This is a genomic window from Bartonella grahamii subsp. shimonis (assembly GCF_036327415.1).
GTDB lineage: Bacteria > Pseudomonadota > Alphaproteobacteria > Rhizobiales > Rhizobiaceae > Bartonella > Bartonella shimonis.
The window spans coordinates 180,093-202,727 of the sequence record NZ_CP123961.1 but is presented as its reverse complement, the minus strand read 5'-3'; the positions used below and the strand labels follow the sequence as shown (position 1 = coordinate 202,727).

Genomic DNA, 22,635 nt, shown 5'->3' with positions numbered 1-22,635 from the left:
TATAGATAAATTATTTGTAGCTTTCTTGCAAAGAAAAGAGAGATCGGTAATAATACTGCTTTGGTCTTTCGTTCTATTGAAATTGATGACTTTATTTATCCTGTTATGCCGTAACACACTGTCATTTGAGGAATGGTGAAGATAGCCTGTTTGATACATTAAGTATTTTAAAAAGTGCATGGTGAATATTCTTAAGTCTTATTTATCGAGTCTTTAGTTTAAGTGAATCACATGCGTGGAAAGCTAGAGAAACCTACTCGGTTAAGAATCTAGACTGTTTACAGAGTAGATTGGGTTAAAAAACTTTGTTCTTTGAGGGGGGTATAAAAATCAAAATAGCCATTATGTTCATTTTTTCTGATATTTTAAAGATGGGCTTCAAAAAATGATGCTTGAATTAAACAACGAGCACTTTTGTAAAAGTGTTTTTAGAGAGCAAGCAATACACGAGTGAATTTACAGAATATAATCATATTTGATCTTCTACAACAAGATAGCATGGAAAGGCATAAAAATTACGACTCTCTACTTGAGTGCATTTACTGGGGGCATTGTACTTCTTTTATTGTTTTTTGCAGGTTTATAAAATGCTTTGTTTTATACTTATTCTGTTTATTTTTTGCCTTATTGTTAGAAGATTAAAGACAATGAAGGAGAAAACGAGTTTTCCTCTTTCCGGTCGTTTTTTATTCTGCTTTAAAGCATCAACGGTAATATCTTTTAAAGCATGGTGATTACGCATTGTTTCACATGTTATTTCTCATTCTTTAATGGAAGGCATTTTTCATGTAAAATAGGATACCCAGAATGCACTTGGGTTATAAATTCACGCGTTTGTTTTAATAAAATTTCTCTCAAGATTTGTCGCACCTATTTCATGATAAGGACTATAATGGAGATTAATGGTAACATTTCTTTAAAAAGTCTATTATGCATTTAACAAAGATGATGGTGTATACTATGTGCAATAGGGCGGATGAAGTTTAATTTTTGCGTATTGCACTAAAGTGTGCTGCTTGTTGGAGGGGGAGTGCTTTAGCGCCAAAAGGATGTAAGAATGCTTCTGCTTTACTGATGAGTGTATCTCGCTTTTTTTGGGTTTCTTCAATGCCATAAAGATGAATAAAAGTTGCTTTTTGTGCCGTTTCATCTTTCCCAGCAGTTTTTCCTAGGGTTTGCGTGTTGGCGGTGACATCAAGAAGGTCATCGGTTAATTGAAAGGCTAAACCAAGATAGGTACCAAAATCAGTAAGCTTTTCAGTTAATTCTTTAGATGCATTGCCAATGATGGCGCCTGCTTGGCAAGCAAAGCTTATCAGGGCTGCTGTTTTCATGTGTTGTAGAGTGATGATGTCAGTACTTTCTTGCGGTCTTTTTTCAGCTTCAAGGTCCAGCATTTGTCCACCTAACATACCGCCAAGTCCTGCCGATTGCGCAAGAGACGTGATCAGTTTGATTTTAATGTCTGTCGATAGAGTACTGGCTTTATGGGCAATGATTTCAAAGGCAAATGTTAAGAGGGCATTGCCTGCTAGAATTGCTGTTGCTTCATCAAATGCTATATGGACGGTGGGTTTTCCACGCCGGAGTATATCGTTATCCATAGCGGGAAGATCATCATGAATGAGCGAATAACAATGGATACATTCTAAGGCACATGCAACATCAAGAGAGTGTTCTACAGGGATATCAAAAAGCGCAGCACTTTGAATCACAAGAAAAGGACGCAGACGTTTTCCACCATTCAGTACACCATAGCGCATGGCTTTGATTAAGTTTTTAGGGCGTGAAATTTCACCATTTTGAATTTGATCACTTAACAGGGCATCGAGCCGCTTTTCAACGGTGCGTCCATGTTTTGCAAGAAGGGTGGTAAATTCGTGCATTCTTGCTTCCTTTATTTTTACAAAAATAAAATTACGAAGTTTAAAAAGAAAGGTTGTTGCTTTTTCTTGTTTTCATAAATTGATGTCGTTTTTTATTAAAAATCAATTTCTCTTTTTATTTGTATCTCTACTGTATGCGTAAATCCCTTTTTAAGCCAAATAAAAATTGAATGAAGGTCTTATAAACATGCTTTCATTGGTGTATAAAATTTTCAAATTTTTCGGTATTTTTGATATTCATTTGATCATTGTGATACCATTTTTGATAAAAAGAAGGTCATTTTTGGTAAGAAGAGGATCATTTTGACATTGCCTCTTCTTTTTTATCAGTGTATAATATCCTCAAATTTTATGGTGTTTTTAAATGAAGCATTGTCATTTTTGACATTGCTTTTTCTGTTTTAATGGATTTGGAGTGTCTTTTTATGGCTGTACCTAAACGAAAAACCTCTCCAGCGAAGAGGGGCATGCGCCGCTCGGCTGATGCTCTGAAGGCGCCGACTTATATCGAAGATAAAAATTCTGGTGAATTACGTCGTCCTCATCACATTGATTTGAAAACGGGAATGTATCGTGGGCGTTCCGTGTTAGTGGTTAAAGACTGAGCGTTTTATCTCTTTTCCAGTAATAAGCTTCCTTTGATTCACTCGTGAATGCACGTTTGTGGCGTGCATTTTCGCTTTAATGTGGGTGTTGAAGTGAATGTGGTTGAAGTGCCCTTGTGTCATCCTCTATTGATTTGAAAACGGGAATGTATCGTGGGCGTTCCGTGTTAGTGGTTAAAACTTTAGCGTTTTATTTCTTTTCCAGTAATAAGCTTCCTTTGATTCATGAGTGAATGCATGTTTGTGGCGTGCATTTTCGCTTTAATGTGGGTGTTGAAGTGAATGTGGTTGAAGTGCCCTTGTGTCATCCTCTATTGATTTGAAAACGGGAATGTATCGTGGGCGTTCCGTGTTAGTGGTTAAAACTTTAGCGTTTTATTTCTTTTCCAGTAATAAGCTTCCTTTGATTCATGAGTGAATGCATGTTTGTGGCGTGCATTTTCGCTTTAATGTGGGTGTTGAAGTGAATGTGGTTGAAGTGCCCTTGTGTCATCCTCTATTGATTTGAAAACGGGAATGTATCGTGGGCGTTCCGTGTTAGTGGTTAAAACTTTAGCGTTTTATTTCTTTTCCAGTAATAAGCTTCCTTTGATTCATGAGTGAATGCACGTTTGGGGCGTGCATTTTCGCTTTAATGTGGGTGTTGAAGTGAATGTGGTTGAAGTGCCCTTGTGTCATCCTCTATTGATTTGAAAACGGGAATGTATCGTGGGCGTTCCGTGTTAGTGGTTAAAACTTTAGCGTTTTATTTCTTTTCCAGTAGTAAGCCTCCTTTGATTCACTCGTGAATGCACGTTTGGGGCGTGCATTTTCGCTTTAATGTGGGTGTTGAAGTGAATGTGGTTGAGGTGCTCTTGTGTCATCCTCTATTGATGTGGGAAAGGGAATATATCGCGGGCGTTCCGTGTTAGTGGTTAAAACTTTAGCGTTTTATCTCTTTTCCAGTAGTAAGCTTCCTTTGATTCACTCGTGAATGCACGTTTGGGGCGTGCATTTTCGCTTTTTCTTGAGAATATGTGTGGGATAAGGTTTTGTCGTAGAAAAATGATTCTATTGTGGGGGATGATTTTCTTGTTTTCTTGAGAGGCTATAAAGGATACTTGTGTCAGTGTCTTTTATGGTAACTTCGTTAAGAGCTGGGGTATTGATATAAGTTAGGTCAGTAATGGAATCATTTTGTATCACACTTAATTTTTATTGACTGTAGAGGGAATCCTATTAGACCGTAAAATATCGTCGTTTAAGGTGGTTAACCCATGTAAGGCTTTAAGCATACCGGTGTTTTTTATGAGAATATTTAAGGCGATAGTTTGTCTATAGGCTTATATTGTGACATATGATTTTCGATAAAAATAGAGATCTACATCATATTGATTTATAAAGATCATTTGTTGTTTTGCGTCTTGAATGAAAGGTCTATCGTAGGATTTTCTCATTTTAAATTTCTCTCATGTTGAATCAATGATAATCACTTGCTTGTCAGTCACAAGTGGGGTTGGCATGTGGGTAAAAACTCTATAAGAAAGGAAAAATGTCTATAATGAATACGTTCAAATGTAAGGATTGTTGCAACATTGGGGGTAAGTGTATGATGATGCCAGCGTACTTTCTTATGAGCAGAAAAGAGAAAATCGTTACAAAACAGAAGGTGTACATATTCAATAATCTTTAATGCTTGTGATGATAAAGGCATATGAGATTTTTTTATGAACATCACACTTTCTTTTCATATTTTTGAACTAAGAATTGTTCATATATTTTTCTTATCTTTATGAATATAAGGGATTTGTTATGAACAGCTTGTAAAAATAAGTAAACGTAAAACTAGATGTGTTACGTATGGGGTTGGGCAAAGTATTTTATCAAAGTCAGTATGACTTTCCAGTTTATGGCTGGTTTATGAATGGTTTTATGGTGTCGCTTAACGAAGTTTGTGATTTTTTTTGTTATCTGTTCATCAATATCCAATCTTCATAGATCTGTTTAAAACAGAGATTGAGACTTTTAGAGATCTATGAATCGTTCTAGATTTTGTGTATCCGATTGGAGTAAGAATATTGCGTATATCTCGTAATCTCTGAAATGAGAATATAGCCTCATTTTGGAAAAGTATGAAGTTGCAAGAGGTAATGCCGACGTTCATTTTTATTGTTATTTTTTAAGTTAGCCTTACAGTTTTCAAAAGTATTTGGAATGTCTTTTACAGAATGGAGATGATGGTTTATTTTATGCTTTTTTCTTGTTCATTTAATGGGGGAGCACTTTTCATGCAAAATAGAATGCCCAAGACAAAATATGCTTATGTTGTATCGTCATGTGTTTTTTTAAAGAAATATTTCTCAATATTTACTGCATCCATTTTATGACAACTTGAATGTTATAATGGTTTTGTAGAACGGTAAAGTTTCGGTGTAGTGTTATAAATGGCACTATGATCTTTACGCTTAATAAAAGAGAAAGCCCGCTTCTTACACATCTTGCTAGATTCCAATGTTGGTATATCCTTTAGTACTTGAGACGGTTCTAGCTCTTTTTGTACAGTTTTTACCCACAGATCAGCCCCGCTTGTGACCGAAAAGCAAGAGATTTTGATTAATTCAACATGAGAGAAATTTGAAATGAGAAATCTTACGATATTCAAGATTCTAATTTAATATGAATAACGCTAGATTATGATGATTAATCAATTTGTTATCTATGAAGCAAGCAAATGAGGAGGAGGAATTTATCGAAAAGTTAGATTGTTTATAGATTGGTGCTGGTTAAGAAACTTTGTCCTTAAGGGCAGAGAGGATGTTAAAAAAATAAAACCAGCAAAAAGCTGGTTTTATCAAAATATCTCGTTATGATGAAAGAGTGTATTATGCAGCGTAGACAGCTTTACTGTTTTCATCTGTTTCTTCTCTCTCAGTTTTAAATTCGCGTTTCGGCTTATTGGAGAGATGCATCTCTATGAGATTGATAGCTTCTGTTTCAGAAAAACTATTAATAACCGCAATTTCACGGGCCATTCTTTCAAGAGCAGCTGTATAAAGTTGGCGCTCAGAGTAAGATTGTTCAGGCTGTAGATTAGAGCGGAAAAGATCACGGACCACTTCGGCGATACAAATAAGATCTCCTGAGTTGATTTTAGCATCATATTCTTGTGCACGACGTGACCACATGGTTCGTTTAACGCGTGCTTTTCCACGTAAAACTTTTAAGGCGCGTTCAACAGAATCACTAGCAGATAATTTACGCATTCCAACGGAAAGGGCTTTTGCAATGGGGACTTTGACATCCATCTTATCTTTCGCGAAATGAATGACAAAAAGTTTTAATTTATGTCCTGCAACTTCTTGATCTTCAATCGCTATAATTTGCCCTACTCCATGCGTAGGGTAGACGATATATTCAGAGGTTGCAAATTCTTTAGTCTTGGAGGACGTTCCATGTTGGGATGCCATATTTTAGTTTACTCCCTTATGATCAACAAATGTATCGGAAAACAGGTTATAAACCTGAGGGTTGAGTTTTCTTTAACCAAGTATATTGTACCAATTAAGTGAGCATAAAAGTCGAGTACTTTTAAATCCAAAAAAATACATCGCTTTACTATAAAAAGCAAAGAAAATACTTAGAAAGATGATCATGCTAAAATAACATTAACATCAAACTTCCAAAGAATCAATCATTTCGCTTAAGGATTTTTTTATTTTTACAAGAGAAGTCTTTCAATTGTTGAAGGAAGAGGAGATACACTGTATCATTACTCTTCGCTGCTTCCTGGATTTTCTGAAAAATACTTTTCTAATTTATTTGGAACGCCATCCATTTCTTTTGCTTGAGGAAGAGGATCTTTTTGGGTGGTTAGATTAGGCCATTTGTTTGCATAATGAAGATTAAGTTCTAACCACTTTTCTAATCCTGGTTCTGTATCAGGTACAATCGCTTCTGCCGGACATTCTGGCACACAAACACCACAATCGATGCATTCATCGGGGTGAATAACAAGCATGTTTTCTCCTTCATAAAAACAATCAACAGGACAAACTTCAACGCAATCCGTATATTTGCAGTGAATGCAGTTGTCGGTTACTACGTGGGTCAAGATCAAACTCCATTTATTACTTTAATTCTCTTTAGAGGAAAGTGTGTGCGTGTTTTTATGATTGGTGAGTTGATCGCGTAGTACAGCTAGTTTCGCAAAAGGTGAATCAGGATTAAGGCGCTTTTCTTTTTGAAAAGGCTTATAATTTGCACGCTTGCTCTGGGTTTTGTGGAATTTATGAGAGCGTTTTGTTTGTGACGGCACTTCTTGAGGAGAACTTCCATTCGTGTTTTCCTCTTTTTTTACAGCGCTCTTCGGCTTATTTTGCCACTTATTTCCAAATTTATCACGTTTTTTTTGTGTGTGGTGGTGAAATTGATGCCTATAATGCCATAATAAAACAACTTTATCTTCTTCTGTAGGGAGAGAGAATTTGGCAAAATTTCCAACAAGTTCAGCTGCTGGTAAACGATTGGTTTTATCAGGATGTTTTCCAATACCAGAGGATAAAGTGTTTTGGGATGAGGTGTTTTTTTCTTCTTGTGTTGTTTCTGAAGCACTTATTGTTTGCCATTGACTGCCAACGCATTCTGCCGCAGGAACATCTTGCATTGTCCTATTGATAGGGGAAGAGGTTTGGTGTGCAAGGAGATTTTGTTCAAAAACAGTATTGCTTATGCTGTACGATTGATAACCAAGCCCTTTGAGGATTTCTTGCATATCGTTTCCATTGGCTCCAAGAATAGACATCATGGCTGGGGTCACAAAAAAACTTTTGCCATCATAGGCGCCATCGGGTTTGGGATAACTTCCTTGTTTCCAATGAAGGGCGGGGCGGATGAGATTGGCAAGACGTTCTAAAATATCAATCCTTACGGCACGTTGCCCTAAGATTCGATAACCGGCTAATTGATAAAATTGGCGGTTATAAGTAGGGTCAACAATCAAAGAGGTTCGACCAGCAGATAATGCTGCAAAAATTTCACCCAAACCCGTTTGGTCTTGTCCCGCATTTTGAAGATTCCACAGGAGAGTAATGGCTTGAACTGGAGCAGGTTTAAGCATTCCGGCAACATAGATATGGAAAGCGCCAAAACGTACACCTAGACGCCGAAGCACGGCACGTGATTCTTGCGCAAGGTTTTTGACAATGTCTAAGACTGCGCGGCGTGGTAAAACTCCTAAAGAGTTAAAAAGTTGTAAGGCAAGACCGTTGCTTGAATCTGTTAAATTATCAGCATTGCGCAAATCAAACAGGGGTTTTAAAGTCGTTTCAAAATTAAAAGTTACAAAGCGCTCTAATCGTTTCACGACGTTATCACGGGATGCTCCGGTGAGTTGTGAATCTGCTAGAACAATTAGTTTTGGTTTGAAAAAATCTTCTGTCGCAACAAGTTGTCCCACAGGTTGACCAATCCAGCGCACAATACCATCAGAACTGAGGGTGAAATCGCTGTTTGCACAAGCACAAAAACGTGTTGCGCGTTTGGAAAAAGCAAGAATCAAATTTTCATTCTCTGGTAAGATTTGCTTCTCAGCTGTTTGATCGGTACTGTTTTTGTTCGCATAAAAACGAAAACCTTCAAATTTACCCCTTCCGTGTTTTTCAATGAGAATATCATCCTGAAGAATCTCATTCTGTTGAACAATCTTGCTATCCATGATCATTTTCTTTCTCAGTGCGACACTGGTAAAAAGCCTTTTGCGACAACTTTATAATGCTACTCTTTCTTTAACACGTTTGTTGCGCCTGCTTCAATCACTCTTGTCATTTTTTGATGTTTCTTTTTGCGTCTTTAAAACTTGAATGTTTCTTTTTTCATTCAGTTTTGGTGCTTTATATTTGTAAATTACACTTATTAGTTGTATTGTGAAGTTGAAAGCATAAATAAATTCTTCAATTTAAAAGGAAACGGAACCGGTTATCAAAAAAACAGAATTTGTTTTGCATGATCATTTTATTTTTTTGCTGTTTGTCATGAAAAGTGAAGAGAAAGTTTTTTCAAATATTTCATAGGCTAAAGGGCATATTGTAAAGGCATTTTGCGGGTGAAATTGTGTCTTATGACAAAAAGTTTTACCATGATAATAAAAAAAACAATTGCGATTATAAAATTACACGCTAAAGTAGTGGAAGCATAATCAGACAACTTTTGCGTTCTTTTTAAGAAAGAACAATGATGTGGTTGCCAAATCAATTTTGATAATTTTAATCGCAAGGGGTTATTATGGGTAATCTTTCAAATGCTGTTTATAAAAGCAGCAAAAATTATAGCGATGCAGATAAAAGCTTAGGACGTAATATGATGCGTTCTGCTATGCAAGCACCTTATCTTGAACGGCAAAAAGAGCATGATTTGGCTCTGCGGTGGAAAGACAAACGTGATGATGATGCCATGCATCAAATTGCAGCGGCTCATATGCGTTTGGTGATTGCTATTGCTAACCGCTTTAAACGTTTCAAAATGCCATTGGGGGATTTGGTACAAGAAGGGTATGTCGGATTATTGGAAGCAGCTGCACGTTTTGAACCTGATCGGGAAGTGCGTTTTTCAACGTATGCAACGTGGTGGATACGTGCTTCTATTCAAGATTATATTTTGCGAAATTGGTCAATTGTTCGAGGGGGAACGAGTTCTTCACAAAAAGCACTTTTCTTTAATCTTCGGCGTTTGCGTGCAAAATTGATACAAGATGATAGTGCTTTGTCAAAACAGGATATTTTTCGCGCAATCGCTGAAAAGCTTGGTGTTTCCGTGCGCGATGTTGAAACAATGGATTTTCGTTTTTCCAGTTCTGATAACTCCTTGAGTGTTTCTGTTTCTGAGAACAGTGATAATCCCATTGCTAAGATGGATGTTTTGGTGGATGATAGTCCTCTTCCTGATGCTTTAATTGAGCAAGTAATTGATGGTCAACGGCGTACACAATGGCTTTACGATGCGTTGCAAATTCTCAATGAACGGGAGTTGGAAATTATTCGCTTTCGTCGCTTAAATGAAGAGGGGGCGACTCTCGAAGTTTTGGGTGAAAAGTTAGGAATCTCGAAAGAGCGTGTGCGTCAAATTGAAGCTCGGGCTTTGCAAAAATTACGTTCTGCTCTCCTTACCGTTCATTCAGAAGATGCTTACGATATATAAGCCGTGAAAGGCTTTGTGGGGGGGGAGACGTATAAGTAGGGGGATATGGGAGTATGATGAAGTTGGGTTTAAGGGATTGCCAGGTTTGTCTAGGAATATGCCTCCTGGGGGATGTGTTCGGGGCTATTGATGAACAGAGGAAGATTGGGGGGGATATTAGTTCGAGGAAGTATGTATCAAACGGAGTTGTATGAAGATATGATGAAATTGGTTTTAAAGTGCCCTTTTCATTTGCAAATATGCTTTAAGGAGGAGGGCGTGATACAGATAGAAAATAATCAAAACTGTAGCAGATGAGAAAAAAGGCTTATTCTGTAATAATTTTCACTTTTGTACCTGCGTGTAAAGTTTGCGTTGGTGAGAGGGCGTTGAGGATGCGAAAGAGTTTTTCTTTCTCTGGTACGTGTTGCATTGTATTGGCTAGGCTTGCAACGTTTTCTCCTTGTTTAACACGAACAACACGAATTTTTAAGGGCTTTAGTTTTTTTAACTGTGAAGGTGAAAGAGAATGAAAGCTTTGTAGCGTTTTTTGGGCAACCTCTGCAAAATTTTGAGAATTATGTGGGGCGGCCGTCAGAAAACGAAAGATGTGGTTGTTGAATGGAATGACAACTACATCAAATTGCCATTGCTCATTGGTAGCATGGGCTCGTGCTCCAAGTAAATTTTGGCTTTGGAATCCTTGACGCGTAAATTCTTGATTGGGGAGCTCCTGAATTGTGATGGGGCGGATAGATGATTGGTCTAGCCCGATAATCCAGCCGCTTTTCAAATAGTCACTCGCAGATATTCCAGCAGGATGCGGAATAGCATCAAAACGAATCGCAATTTCATCTGGTCCACTGGCCCAAACAGTGTGTGCTGAATGTTCTATTGTAAAATTGTTTGGAACAGAAAAAGCTATGCGTAATTGCGGGTGAATAAATTGGTTGCCTCGTACAAAACCTGTATAAAAGCCTCCTCCAAAAATCATGCCATCAATGCTTTTAAGAAAAAAATCGCGATCAGTTGTTTTACTATTCCCTTTACTGATTTTGCGTGCTTTTTCTATCGCAAGCCGAATGCGTTGAGGGGTGGTTGGGTGAGAGGCTAGAAAATCTAGAGAGGCATTTTGGGCGCCGGAGATATTACGCAAAGCACTATAGGCTTCCATTGTTTGAAGAAAGCGCGGCGAAGCAAATGGATCATATCCTGCTTGTTGGAGCATTTCGAGTGCAAGGGAATCGGCTTCCAGCTCTTGATTCCGGGAAAATTGTGCGAGTTGTTGCTTGTTTTGCATAGGAGTATGAAGTTTTTTGCCAATAGAAGAAAGAAGACGTGAAGATATGTGATTTGTCATCTTTAATTGGGCTTCTTTTTGCAGGCGTAAAATGCCATGATTGGCTCTGATATGTGCTATCTCATGGGCTAAAATGGCTGCAACTTCTGAAGAATCATTGGCTAATGCCAGCATACCACGAGTGATGTAGATCGCGCCATTGGGGAGTGCAAATGCGTTAACACTTTCTGAGTTTAAAATTGTTACAGAATAGCTTTGATGAGCACTATGTGATGCAACTGTCAGTTTACGGACAATCTTTGTTAAAAAGTGTTCAAGTTTTGCATTATAATAAGCACCGCCATACATTTGCAAAATACGTGGGTGTTGCAGAGCGCTTAATGTGACATAGATATTGTGATTGTTGGTACGTTTGATCGTTTTAGAAGAAGTAGAAGGAAGCCTATCATTTTGAGAGAGAGGCGTATGACAAGCCGAAAGGAGAAACGTTAAACTTATGAAAGTTGCTTTATATAGGCGCGAGCGAAAAAGAAAATTGCGTTGAAAAATGGGGTGCATTAGACTATGGTGCACATTGTTTCTGCGGAGTAATTTGGCAAATTGCATTTGTATCTTTGTATTGTGTGTTTCTTCAAGAAAGGCATTAGGGATAAGGATTCGTTTGGCTATATCACGCTTTTTGTTTATAAAAAATGACTCTCACTTATAAAAGGATGCGCTATAAAGGAAATTTTGTGAAAGGCAAAGTATGGCATGACAACATTTACGATATTGTTAAATGGAGGTATTTGTATCACTGATCGCTTGCTTAATCAAATTCAAAACAGTCGGGTGATTGCTGCCGATGGTGGTATGCGTCATGCGGCAGCGCTTAATGTGTCGCCTGAGTTGTGGTTAGGCGATTTTGATTCATCGGATGAGAATTTAATACGCAAATATAGTTATGTTCCGCGTGAGGTTTTTCCCTCTGATAAAGATATGACAGATAGTGCTCTGGCTTGTGAAAGAGCGTTGCAAAATGGTGCTAAAAAGCTTATTTTGTGTGGTGCTTTGGGAGGTGAAAGAAGTGATCATAGCCTTTCTCATATGACGCAAGCATTGGTGATGGCTGAAAGGGGCATTTCAGTGTTGTTGACAAGCGGTTTGGAAGAAGGTTGGCCGGTTTTGTCAAAACCTTGTTCGTATGATTTGCCGGAGGGATGTTTGTTTAGTATTATCGGTTTTTCTGATTTAAAAGGCTTAACTCTTGCAGGGGTAAAATGGCCAATTTGTGATAAAAATGTGTCATTTGGCTCTTCTTTAACACTTTCTAACCGTATTTGTGGAACCTTTTCTTGCCATTTAGGTTCTGGAAAAGCTATATTGTTAGCGTCTGTGCCTATTCTATAAAGCTCTTCCAATATATTTTTGAATAAGGCAGGGGGGGGCTCTAGTGATTAAGTGCTGACATAAACGATATATAACGATATATTATGTATTGATCTTGAGAAGGAAATGTTTTGATATGTTAAAATCAATTTTTAAAGTGGCAGTTGTTTCAGCCATTGGTTTCAGTTCAGTTGCTTGTACTACAAACGATGAACGCGTTGCACGTTACGGCGTAGGAGGAGCAGCAATCGGTGCTTTGGCTGGAACTGCTATTGCTGGAAGTACTTCTGGAGCAGCACTTACCGGTGCAGCATTTGGTGCTTTGGCTGGAACAGTAACAGGTGCGGCTGCAAATCAAAGAAAACAACAAAGACAAGCATCACAATTGTGCACGTATCGTAGTCGTAGAGGGTATGTTTATCAAGCACCTTGTGCACAAAGAGTTCCTGTACGACAATTGTGTGCTTACCGTGATGCAAGAGGGGTGATGTATAAAGCACCTTGTCCGCGCCGCGTTCGTTAATGGCGGTGCCGCTCTTGCGGCTTGACCGCATTTTCTTAAATTTTGGAAAAACGCCTTTGCTCAATCAAGCTTGTTTATCGGTTGAGCAGGGCGCGCGTATTGCGCTGGTTGGCCGTAATGGTTGTGGAAAATCAACCCTGTTAAAAATTGCCGCAGGAATATTAGAGCCTCATGGAGGCGAAATTTTTCGCCACCCGCGAGTAACGCTCCGTTATGTCTCACAAAATCCGGATTGTTCAGGATTTGAAGATATTAACGCTTATATGGAAGCGGGGCTGGACGATACATCTGATGTCCAGTGGATCAATACGCTTCGCACAAATTTAGGGTTTTCGGGGGCGGAAAAATTGGAAACGCTTTCGGGAGGCGAAAAGCGGCGTGTTTCATTGTTACGGGCCATTGCTGCAAAACCCGATATTTTGTTCTTAGATGAACCAACTAATCATCTTGATTTACCAACCATTGAATGGCTGGAAGCTGTTTTGGCTTCTTTGCGTTCAGCGATTGTGGTGATTTCCCACGATCGGCGATTTTTAGAAAATGTTACGCGGTCAACGGTATGGCTTGATCGTGGCACAACCAAAAGACTGGAAAAGCGTTTTTCAGAATTTGAAAGTTGGCGTGATAAGGCGTTGCAAGAAGAAGCCATCGAGCAGCATAAATTGGGGCGCCAAATTGCCCGGGAAGAGCAATGGTTGCGTTATGGCGTGAGCGCACGGCGTAAGCGTAACGTACGGCGCTTGGGCGAATTAAAAAACTTAAGACAGCGTCATCAAACCTATAAAGGGCAGCCGGGAAATGCACTTTTGACAGTAGCGAAAAGTCATGATTCTGGGCAATTGGTGCTTGAAGCAAAGAAAATTTCAAAATCCTATGGTGATCGCATTATCGTGAAAGATTTCTCTTTACGCATTCAGCGTGGTGATCGAATTGGTTTGGTAGGACCTAATGGTATTGGAAAGACAACGCTCCTTTCCGCATTAATTGGGCAAGAAGCCGTGGATAGTGGAATGGTAAGGCATGGCTATAACCTCTCTATGGCATTGCTTGATCAGCAACGTATTTTAAATGAAGAAGAAACTTTAGCGCATTATTTAACGGGGGGAAGAGGTGATACTCTTGTGATCAATGGACAAGAGCGGCATGTCGTTTCTTATATGAAAGACTTTTTATTTTCGCCTGAACAAGCACGCACTCCTCTTAAAGAATTTTCAGGGGGGGAAAGAGCGCGCCTCATGCTTGCACGACTTCTTTCACGTCCTGCAAACTTTTTGATTCTTGATGAACCGACCAATGATTTGGATATGGAAACTTTGGATTTATTGCAAGAATTTATTGCTGATTTTTCAGGAACAGTATTGTTGGTTAGCCATGACAGAGACTTTTTGGATCGTACTGTAACGCATATGTTGGCACCTCAAGGTGATGGTCATTGGGTTTTGTATGCGGGCGGCTATAGTGATATGATGGCACAAAACCAGCATGCTTTGAGTTTACAACGCAAAAAAACAGAATTATCGCAGCGTAAAGCACCTTCAAAATCTCATGCGGGAGAGCTTTCAAAGCAGGACTCATCAACAGATCATAGCTTGATAGTGCGGGAGAAAAAAGCACGAGGCAAGTTGTCTTATAAGCAGGTTTATGCATTGGAAAGATTGCCTGAAGAAATTGCTGTTTTGCAAAATGAAATCAAAAAAATTGAACAAGAGCTCTCTGATCCAGCCCTTTATCGCAGTGATAAAGAGCGTTTCGAGCATTTATCAACAGCGTTGGAAAAAAAGAAAAATACTTGCACACAAAAAGAAGAAGAATGGTTAGAACTTGAAATTTTACGCGAAGAAATGGAAGCGTGCTAACATTAATGTTTAAGATATTTTGAGAGATTCGTATTGCCTTACATTCTTGTTCGTGTTCTTGATGATCTCATGTTCTTCCTGTACAGTAGAACGCCTTAAACAGAATATATGAGTGTTGCACATTTACGGATTTGTTTTTAAGAGACATTTTGCAATGTATCAAAGGCCATTTCACGATGGGGAGACCAATAGTGTCAATAGTATGATGTAGTAGATTTTATGGAGCGTATAAAATTCCTCATGAAGAAGTGAATCCATGATACTGTCACTTATGGATTGCTGAACGAAAAAACAAAAGCTCTTAATTTTTCAGTTTCAATGTTGTGACAACCCTTACATTTAACAGAATTCATCTAAGACATTTCTATACCTTTTTAGTTTTTATTTATACGCTGTCCATACCTTGTAAGCCAATCAAACTTATCTAGTTTGTAAGGGGCAAGAGATGTGCTTTGTGATTCAATACGGAATTGATTTAAGACAAGGCAACCCTACGATATTCGAGATTCTTATTCAATAAAATTAACAATAGATTATCGTTATAAATCAAAATATTATCATGTGTACATGATTCATCAGTTGACTATAACACCGATGGAACAGGAGAAAAAAGCACGAGGCAAGTTGTCTTATAAGCAGGTTTATGCATTGGAAAGATTGCCTGAAGAAATTACTGTTTTGCAAAATGAAATCAAAAAAATTGAACAAGAGCTCTCTGATCCATCCCTTTATCGCAGTGATAAAGAGCGTTTCGAGCATTTATCAACAGCGTTGGAAAAAAAGAAAAATACTTGCACACAAAAAGAAGAAGAATGGTTAGAACTTGAAATTTTACGCGAAGAAATGGAAGCGTGCTCACATTAATGTTTAAGATATTTTGAGAGATTCGTATTCATTATCACGGTTTCTGGGATTTGTTACAAGATCTTATGGCTGATTTTGTGGAAACAGTGTTGTTGATGAGTCATGGCAGAAACTTTTTAGATCGCGCTGTAACATATAGCACCTCAAGGTGATAGTCATTGGGTTTTGTATATGGGCGGCTATAGTGATGTGATAGCGCAAAACCAGCATGCTGTGAACTTACAACGCAAAGAAACAAAACTATCTTTGCTGTGAGTTTTTTAATTTCGTATATGGAAGTACGCCAGTTTCATCACACACTTTGCTCGTCCTCAATGTTGCTACAGACTCCTTGGCACTTGAGAGCATTTATAAGAAACATTCCCTTGTCTTTACCTTATATCATTGAGCGCTCCCATCTTTACGTTTGTGAAGTAGCAAGCCGGCGCCATCATTATATTTGCTAGCTCTCAATGTTGCGCAGCCCTTGGCACTTAAGACGGTTCATAAGAGCCATTTTTAGTCTTTTCTTATACAATTTTATCTACATGCCAGCCCCGCTTGTGATGTGCAAGCAAGTGATTTTGATTGATTCAAGATAAACAGATTTGAAATGAGAGAATCTTGCGATATTCGGAGCTCCAATTCAATATGAATAACGATAAATAGTCATTATAAATCAATGGATTGTTCCATAAATATACCAGCCACGCTTATGATGGAAAAGCAAATGATTCTGATTGATTCTAATGCGAGAAGTGTTGTGATGAGAAAAGCTTATTGTATTCGACGTTATGATTTAAGTTTAAAATGATGATTTGTTAGGATAAATCAACGTGTTATTGTAATATTTCTAGGAGGAGAAAATGATGGCAATTAAAACAAAGCGCACAATTTCCACATTGATCGGTTTAGAAGATGCAGCTGAACTGTCTTCTTATTACCTCCGTAACGCGAATCATCTGCGTCCTTTTGAACCGTTAAGATCTGATGGTTACCATAGCCTAACAGCTTGGGAAACACGCGCCAATGCATTTGCTTATGAAAGCGCACAAGGACAAGCATACCGATATGCCGTACGATTAAAAAATGAAAACACAATTATCGGTGTTGTAAATTTTACAAATGTGGTTCGGGGTGTTTTTCAAGCTTGTCATCTTGGTTTTTCTCTTGATGAAAAACAACAAGGCAAAGGTCTCATGTTTGAGAGTTTATCGGCTCTAATACGGCATATCTTTCATGTTTATCATCTGCATAGAGTGATGGCAAATTATAGACCTGAGAACATAAAAAGCGGACTTTTATTAAAGCGTCTTCATTTTGAAAAAGAAGGCTATGCCAAGGGCTATTTGATGATTTCTGGAAAATGGAGAGATCACATTCTAACCTCTCGAATCAATGATCTGTATGAGTCCGTTAATAGGTTCGAATAAAGTTTTGTTAAAAGTTCTATTAAGGGGGTTTTATCAAATATGTAAATATGCCGAATTTCTGCCTATCCTAAAAGATAAAGATCCTTAACCAGCTCTTCTTTTGTAAACAGTTCAGACTCTCATTTAGCGGATTTCAACTGCTGACCACTTTCATATGTTTCTTTTCGTAGATAATAAATTGATTTATCATCATTATTCATTCCTTCAATTTGAAGAAAGAGAGTCCTCAATATCGTAAGACTTTCTTATTTCAAATCTATAGATGTTTAATCATAAAAATTACCTCTCTTGCACATCACAAACTGGATTGGCGTACAAGTGAGGGTTTGTGTGGATAAAAATGATTGGAGGACAAGGATAAAAATGCTCTATAAATCCTTTTAAATGTGAGGGCTATTGCAATATTGTGTATTCTGTGACCGATAGTCTCGTTACAAGTTATACAAATTGCTTATTGTTGGGTGAAATTTTTATACATTCATTTGTTTTTTTGCATTTTCTTTTCTTAAGAAAATTTTCAATGTTATCAATGGTTTTAGTTCATACCAAGCGCATTTTTATAAAGCTCAATGATTGCTTCTTCTTCCATTCGTTCATGCTCTTCTTTTTTACGCAATCGTATAATGCTTCGAACAGCTTTACTATCAAAACCAGAGCCTTTAAGTTCAGTGTAAACGTCTTTAATATCATCAGAAATGGTTTTTTTCTCTTCTTCTAGTCGTTCAATACGTTCGATAAAAGAGCGTAATTGGTTTACGGATATAGCGTGTGTTTGATCGGTTACTGTATCGTTCATTGTATTTTTCTCCAAGTTATATATTTTAAGTTGTTTTTCAACGATGAATTTATGTTGAAAAAGCTTGAAAAACAAAAAGTAAATCGAGCTACACTGTTTTTTTACAAATTGACTTTAAATATTTTGTAAAATTTTTAAGATATATGCATTGATAAAAGGGCTATAAAAAGAAAAATATAAAAATATACGTTTTAGATTTGAAAAGCTTTTGAAAAACGAAATGTGTAATTTGTTTTGAGAATTTGACATTATAGAGGAAGTTTTGTGATTTTAAAAAAACGATATTGGGTGTTTCAGAAAGGATTAAAGGTTTTTCTCTTGAGCATTTTGCTCTTGTTTCCCCTTGTTATTTTTGCAAAAGCTGATTTTAGGGTTTGTAATACAACCCAACAGTCTGTAGGGGTTGCTCTTGGATATCGCACATTTTCAGGGTGGGTGAGCGAAGGCTGGTGGACGGTACCAGTGACGGAGTGTAAAACCTTAATTGAGGGGCCTCTTGCTTCACGGTTTTATTATTTTTATGCAGAAGGGGCACAAAAAAAAGGGAGCTGGGCAGGCTCTGTAACCATGTGTGTACAAGATAGCCAATTTACCATTCAAGGGGTTCATGATTGTTTCCCTCGAGGATATCAAAAGGCTGAATTTAAAGAAATTGATACCGGAAATCAAACCAGTTGGATGGTACAGTTGACGGATGAGTCTTTGTTAAATAATTCAGTTGTCCCTTCTCTTGCAGGAAATTCTCCACCGTGAAACGTGCACGTAAAGTGAAAATTATTGCGACTCTTGGTCCTTCTTCTTTTTCTCGTTTGATGATTGAGAAGCTTTTTAGGGCAGGAGCAGACGTTTTTCGTCTTAATATGAGCCATACTGATCGTGATATGATGGGTGATTTGGTCAAGTCTATACGAGAAGTTGAAAAAACAGTTCGGCGCCCCATTGGTATTTTAGTGGATCTTCAGGGGCCAAAACTGCGTGTGGGTCGTTTTACTAAGGGGCAAGAAGATTTGCGTGTTGGGCAAAGCTTTACGTTAGATAATCGCGATGTCCTTGGTGATGCACAGCGTGTTTTTTTTCCTCATGAGGATGTATTTTCAGCTGTTAAACCAGGGGATCGGTTATTGATTGATGATGGAAAACTGGAACTGTGCGCGCAAGTTTGTGATGGTCATTCTTTGCAGTGTCGCGTGGTTGCTGGAACCCGTATTTCTGATCGAAAGGGTGTCAGTTTTCCCGATACAATTTTGCCTTTTGATTCGATGACGTCAAAAGATAAGGAGGATCTTCAGGCTCTTTTACAACAGCCTGTTGATTGGGTTGCTCTTTCTTTTATTCAACGTCCAGAAGATATTATGGCGGTGCGTCGGTTGACGAAAAGCAAAGTGTCTTTGATGGCTAAAATCGAAAAGCCTCAAGCCTTAGAGCATATAGAGAAAATTATTGATGTATCTGATGGTATTATGATTGCACGGGGTGATCTCGGAGTGGAAATGCCTCTAGAAAGGGTTCCTGCGCTTCAGATGGAGCTCATAAAAGCTTGTCGTTTAGCAGGAAAACCTGTTGTGGTGGCAACACAAATGCTCGAATCAATGATCACATCTCCTGTTCCGACACGCGCAGAAGTGTCGGATGTTGCTACAGCAGTTTATGCTGGAACAGATGCGGTGATGTTGTCTGCTGAGTCTGCTTCTGGTCGTTATCCTGAAGAAGCCGTGCTTATGATGGATCGAATCGCGCGGCAAATCGAACAAGATCACACTTATGCAGCTCAGGTTGGGGCACAACATCCAGCACCAGAATCAACAGGAACAGATGCGATTTCTCTTGCTGCGCGTCAGATAGCTGAAACACTTGCGCTATCAGCTATCGTTGCCTATACGGCTTCAGGAACAACGGGGGTGCGCGCTTCTCGTGAACGTCCCAATAAACCGATTATTGCTTTATCTCCCATTGTGGAAACAGCACGGCGTTTGGCTTTAGTTTGGGGGCTTCATTGTGTGGTCACGCAAGATGCACGGAGTTTAGAGGATATGGTTGATCGTGCAGCAGCCATTGCATTTCAGGAAGGCTTTTGCAAAGGGGGAGATCGCTTCCTTGTGACAGCTGGGGTTCCTCTTGGAACGCCTGGTGCGACAAATCTCTTGCGTATTGCTTCTGTCTCCCAAGATGGAACGAAAGGGATTTGAGTCGTTTACGTATGGTGTTTTTTCATGCGCCTTTGAACAGGTTTTTACGGCTTCAGGAACAACGGGGGTGCGCGCCTCTCGTGAACGTCCCAATAGATCAATTATTGCTTTATCTCCCATTGTGGAAACAGCACGGCGTTTGGCTTTAGTTTGGGGGCTTCATTGTGTGGTCACGCAAGATGCACGGAGTTTAGAGGATATGGTTGATCGTGCAGCAGCCATTGCATTTCAGGAAGGCTTTTGCAAAGGGGGAGATCGCTTCCTTGTGACAGCTGGGGTTCCTCTTGGAACGCCTGGTGCGACAAATCTCATGCGTACTTTTACGGCTTCAGGAACAACGGGGGTACGCGCTTCTCGTGAACGTCCCAATAGACCAATTATTGCTTTATCTCCTGTCGTAAGATAACAAGGTGTTGCCTTAGGTCGTTAGGTTTGGGGATGGAAGCAGATGCGGTGATGTTGTTTGTCGATTTTGTTTTAGTTTTGAGGAAGCTGATTTTACGGTAGGGCATTTAATGGGAGCCCCCTTTGATTTCATTGAGGTATATTGGGGATTGCTTTATTGAAGTTTATACGAGTGAGATGTTTATTGATAGTGAGAGTTCATTCTTTTGCTTTTTGAATGAGAACTTTGAAATTTTTCTCATTTTAAACTTTTGCAAACAGAATTGAATAAGATTAAAATTATGTGCTTTAAAAATCATGCTGGTATGTCATGAAAAAAGTGATGGGTGTGTTTTTAAAAATATGCCTTGTCTGCGCTTTTGCAACATATTGATTTATAATGATAATACAGCGTTTTTTTATATTAAATTAGAACTCTAAATATTGCAAAATTTTCTCAGTTTAAATTAAATTTGTTCATGTTTTGTCAATCATAGCTATTCGCTTGTACGTTACAAGCAAGTGGACCATATGGTTGAAAATTATACAAGAAAGGCACGCTTCTTATGAACCGTTTCTAAAGTTTAAGGGCTGTCCAATATTGGGCGTTGACAAAGTGAGTAATGGCGTCGGTTTACTCTTTTATAAAGCGCGGAGTTTTGAGAGCTGAGGAGAGGATGGATTGTTGTGTTACCAGAATATAAAGATGGCGGTAGGGAATGTTTTTAAGAGCTATTATTGTTGTTTATGATGTTTGAAGTTGTCTCAGATAAATATAATCTTCGGGTTTGGCTTTTTTCCTTCTCTAAAGGGGGAAAATACTTAATTCACAGTGGCTTATAAACGATACGGTTTTTCTTGGTTGGTTCCCGCTGATGGATATTCTAGGTGCAAAGATTCCATGGTGCTTATATTATCAAATGGCGGTGTTTTACGGTATAATAGATAAGGTTATTTTTAAATATATATTGAATCTGCTTGATATTATCTAGGGGCAAGGACTTTCGCTATGCATTCATAGGAAACATGAATATAGTCCTTTTTCTTGGATGATGCGTTATTTGTTTGTTTTTATTGTCATTTATATGTTTTTTATAATGATATTGGTTTTGTTATTTTATTGCGCAGTTAAAAGACATGTCATTTGAAATGTGGTAATATAAGATGCCTCCTTGATATATGAAGTGTTTGTGCAGGGGTGAAATATTCAGGGGCGGGCTTTCTTGTTGAGTTTTCAGTTAATCTCATAAGAGGTGAGTAGCTGGAATCCTCTCTATAAAAAACCGGACCATTTACAGACTGGTATGGGTTTAAGAATTTTTATCCTGTTAGGTGTGGCGGACAAGTCAAATCACTGGTTTATTACGCGTTGATGTACTTTTAGAAATCTTCCTGTTCTTGTTCTTGAATGTTTGGGCTGTTTTGATCATCTTTGAGCAATTGGTTGGTGAGATTTTCAATGCGTTGTGTGGTGTCACGCATAATTTTCCCCATGGTGCGGTCTCTTTCGTTGTGGAGTCGTAAAAGAGCATCGTAGTCTTCTTGTAATTTTTTATTTTCTCGTTTTATTTCTTCCATTTCATCGATAATCATTATGCCAGCCATAACCGATAAACGATGGTCGCCAATTTCACCAAAATTGTTCTTTAAATGTGTGATATATTGATCCAACTGAGCAGCAAGCGCAATAAGACGACGTTCTTGTCCTTTATCACAAGCCATGCGATAAATTTTACCATCAATGGTAACGGAAACAGTTTCCATACATTCAAACCTTTATCTATCAATGACGACACGAATTGTTTCCATTGCTTTAATAAGACGTTTGGAAACTTCTTTGTTTACAGACTCTAAGCGTTCAATTTGGGCCTCAGCTTTGTCAAGTGCTTGGGCAAGATGGCTGCGGTCAGCATTCATTCGTTGAATTTCTTCTTCCCATTCGTTATTTTTATCAATAACGGCATTGCGGTTTATTATGGTGATCTCTAAAGTTCTAAGTGCTTTTTCTAGGTGTTCTAGAGCATCTTTTAGAACTGTAGTCTCTTGGTTCATTGCTTTTATCCTTTGGGTAATTGTATCCCTTATCAATGTGTTATGCAAAAACGAATCACTTTCACTCTTGTATTGTGTGCATTTTATTTTTAAGTATGTAGGATATTTTAGCAAGCAAAGCAGGGGTGAGATATAAATTAAGAGCTGGATTTTTTGCGCGTATTGGCATAAATGACATGGATATACAGGATGCGTGAGGGGAATGTTATTGAAATGGTGGCAAAAAGTCTCACGCTAATGGTTAAAAAATAGTA

Annotated in this window: 16 protein-coding genes and 3 pseudogenes; 11 read left to right on the top strand and 8 right to left on the bottom strand. The window is 38.4% G+C overall.

The features are described 5' to 3' along the window. Positions 1 to 983: 983 nt before the first annotated feature. On the bottom strand, positions 984 to 1,886 hold the full coding sequence (locus QHG57_RS01155) for a polyprenyl synthetase family protein (protein WP_330168276.1): 903 nt from the start codon (positions 1,884 to 1,886) through the stop codon (positions 984 to 986). A gap of 425 nt (positions 1,887 to 2,311) precedes the next feature. On the opposite strand from QHG57_RS01155, the gene rpmF reads away from it, so the two are divergent. Further along, positions 2,312 to 2,491 (top strand): 50S ribosomal protein L32, encoded by a 180-nt coding sequence (gene rpmF / locus QHG57_RS01150; RefSeq protein WP_005774555.1) that lies wholly within the window; start codon positions 2,312 to 2,314, stop codon positions 2,489 to 2,491. Positions 2,492 to 5,352: 2,861 nt separating this feature from the next. Here rpmF and QHG57_RS01145 read toward each other — a convergent pair. The 3 genes from QHG57_RS01145 to QHG57_RS01135 form a co-directional block, all read right to left on the bottom strand. After that, on the bottom strand, positions 5,353 to 5,937 hold the full coding sequence (locus tag QHG57_RS01145) for a CarD family transcriptional regulator (protein WP_330168275.1): 585 nt from the start codon (positions 5,935 to 5,937) through the stop codon (positions 5,353 to 5,355). Positions 5,938 to 6,239: 302 nt separating this feature from the next. Then, positions 6,240 to 6,581, bottom strand: a complete 342-nt coding sequence (fdxA, locus tag QHG57_RS01140) for a ferredoxin FdxA (protein ID WP_330168274.1) — start codon at positions 6,579 to 6,581, stop codon at positions 6,240 to 6,242. Between the two features lie 21 nt (positions 6,582 to 6,602). Beyond that, on the bottom strand, positions 6,603 to 8,183 hold the full coding sequence (locus QHG57_RS01135) for a hypothetical protein (protein WP_330169301.1): 1,581 nt from the start codon (positions 8,181 to 8,183) through the stop codon (positions 6,603 to 6,605). Between the two features lie 566 nt (positions 8,184 to 8,749). On the opposite strand from QHG57_RS01135, the gene QHG57_RS01130 reads away from it, so the two are divergent. Further along, positions 8,750 to 9,661 (top strand): RNA polymerase factor sigma-32, encoded by a 912-nt coding sequence (locus tag QHG57_RS01130; protein ID WP_330168272.1) that lies wholly within the window; start codon positions 8,750 to 8,752, stop codon positions 9,659 to 9,661. 307 nt (positions 9,662 to 9,968) lie between these two features. Here the strand turns inward: QHG57_RS01130 and QHG57_RS01125 are convergent, their stop codons facing one another. Further along, positions 9,969 to 11,546, bottom strand: coding sequence for a M48 family metalloprotease (locus QHG57_RS01125; protein WP_330168271.1), 1,578 nt, complete (start codon positions 11,544 to 11,546; stop codon positions 9,969 to 9,971). 147 nt (positions 11,547 to 11,693) lie between these two features. On the opposite strand from QHG57_RS01125, the gene QHG57_RS01120 reads away from it, so the two are divergent. The 6 genes and pseudogenes from QHG57_RS01120 to rimJ all read left to right on the top strand — a co-directional run bounded on the left by QHG57_RS01120 (position 11,694) and on the right by rimJ (position 16,963). Beyond that, on the top strand, positions 11,694 to 12,329 hold the full coding sequence (locus tag QHG57_RS01120) for a thiamine diphosphokinase (protein WP_330168270.1): 636 nt from the start codon (positions 11,694 to 11,696) through the stop codon (positions 12,327 to 12,329). 115 nt (positions 12,330 to 12,444) lie between these two features. Further along, entirely contained in the window at positions 12,445 to 12,831 is a 387-nt protein-coding gene (locus QHG57_RS01115; protein WP_330169300.1) for a YMGG-like glycine zipper-containing protein, read from the top strand. Continuing rightward, entirely contained in the window at positions 12,831 to 14,687 is a 1,857-nt protein-coding gene (locus QHG57_RS01110) for an ABC-F family ATP-binding cassette domain-containing protein (RefSeq protein ID WP_330169596.1), read from the top strand. Before QHG57_RS01115 ends, QHG57_RS01110 begins: the two co-directional genes overlap by 1 nt. Before the next feature lie 603 nt (positions 14,688 to 15,290). Further along, positions 15,291 to 15,551, top strand: a pseudogene (locus QHG57_RS01105) (ABC transporter C-terminal domain-containing protein); the annotation flags it as partial. 47 nt (positions 15,552 to 15,598) lie between these two features. Beyond that, positions 15,599 to 15,794, top strand: a pseudogene (locus QHG57_RS01100) (ABC transporter ATP-binding protein); the annotation flags it as partial. Between the two features lie 605 nt (positions 15,795 to 16,399). Continuing rightward, positions 16,400 to 16,963, top strand: coding sequence for a ribosomal protein S5-alanine N-acetyltransferase (gene rimJ / locus QHG57_RS01095; RefSeq protein ID WP_330168769.1), 564 nt, complete (start codon positions 16,400 to 16,402; stop codon positions 16,961 to 16,963). Positions 16,964 to 17,498: 535 nt separating this feature from the next. Here the strand turns inward: rimJ and QHG57_RS01090 are convergent. Beyond that, positions 17,499 to 17,759: a DUF2312 domain-containing protein gene (locus tag QHG57_RS01090; RefSeq protein WP_005774567.1), complete on the bottom strand. Its 261-nt coding sequence runs from the start codon at positions 17,757 to 17,759 to the stop codon at positions 17,499 to 17,501. Between the two features lie 264 nt (positions 17,760 to 18,023). Here QHG57_RS01090 and QHG57_RS01085 point away from each other — a divergent pair, with 264 nt between their 5' ends. The 3 genes and pseudogenes from QHG57_RS01085 to QHG57_RS01075 form a co-directional block, all read left to right on the top strand. Next, positions 18,024 to 18,512, top strand: a complete 489-nt coding sequence (locus QHG57_RS01085; RefSeq protein WP_330169299.1) for a DUF1036 domain-containing protein — start codon at positions 18,024 to 18,026, stop codon at positions 18,510 to 18,512. After that, complete coding sequence (pyk, locus tag QHG57_RS01080; protein ID WP_330169298.1) at positions 18,509 to 19,945, top strand: pyruvate kinase; 1,437 nt, start codon at positions 18,509 to 18,511, stop codon at positions 19,943 to 19,945. The genes QHG57_RS01085 and pyk overlap by 4 nt, the downstream gene beginning before the upstream one ends. Before the next feature lie 43 nt (positions 19,946 to 19,988). Beyond that, positions 19,989 to 20,351 (top strand): annotated as a pseudogene (locus QHG57_RS01075) (pyruvate kinase alpha/beta domain-containing protein); the annotation flags it as partial. 1,358 nt (positions 20,352 to 21,709) lie between these two features. Here the strand turns inward: QHG57_RS01075 and QHG57_RS01070 are convergent. Both QHG57_RS01070 and QHG57_RS01065 read right to left on the bottom strand, forming a co-directional pair. Next, positions 21,710 to 22,093, bottom strand: coding sequence for a cell division protein ZapA (locus QHG57_RS01070; RefSeq protein WP_330168265.1), 384 nt, complete (start codon positions 22,091 to 22,093; stop codon positions 21,710 to 21,712). Positions 22,094 to 22,105: 12 nt separating this feature from the next. After that, the gene (locus tag QHG57_RS01065) at positions 22,106 to 22,381 is read right to left on the bottom strand and encodes a DUF4164 domain-containing protein (RefSeq protein WP_330168264.1); all 276 of its coding nucleotides are present in this window, start codon (positions 22,379 to 22,381) and stop codon (positions 22,106 to 22,108) included. Positions 22,382 to 22,635 lie beyond the last annotated feature (254 nt).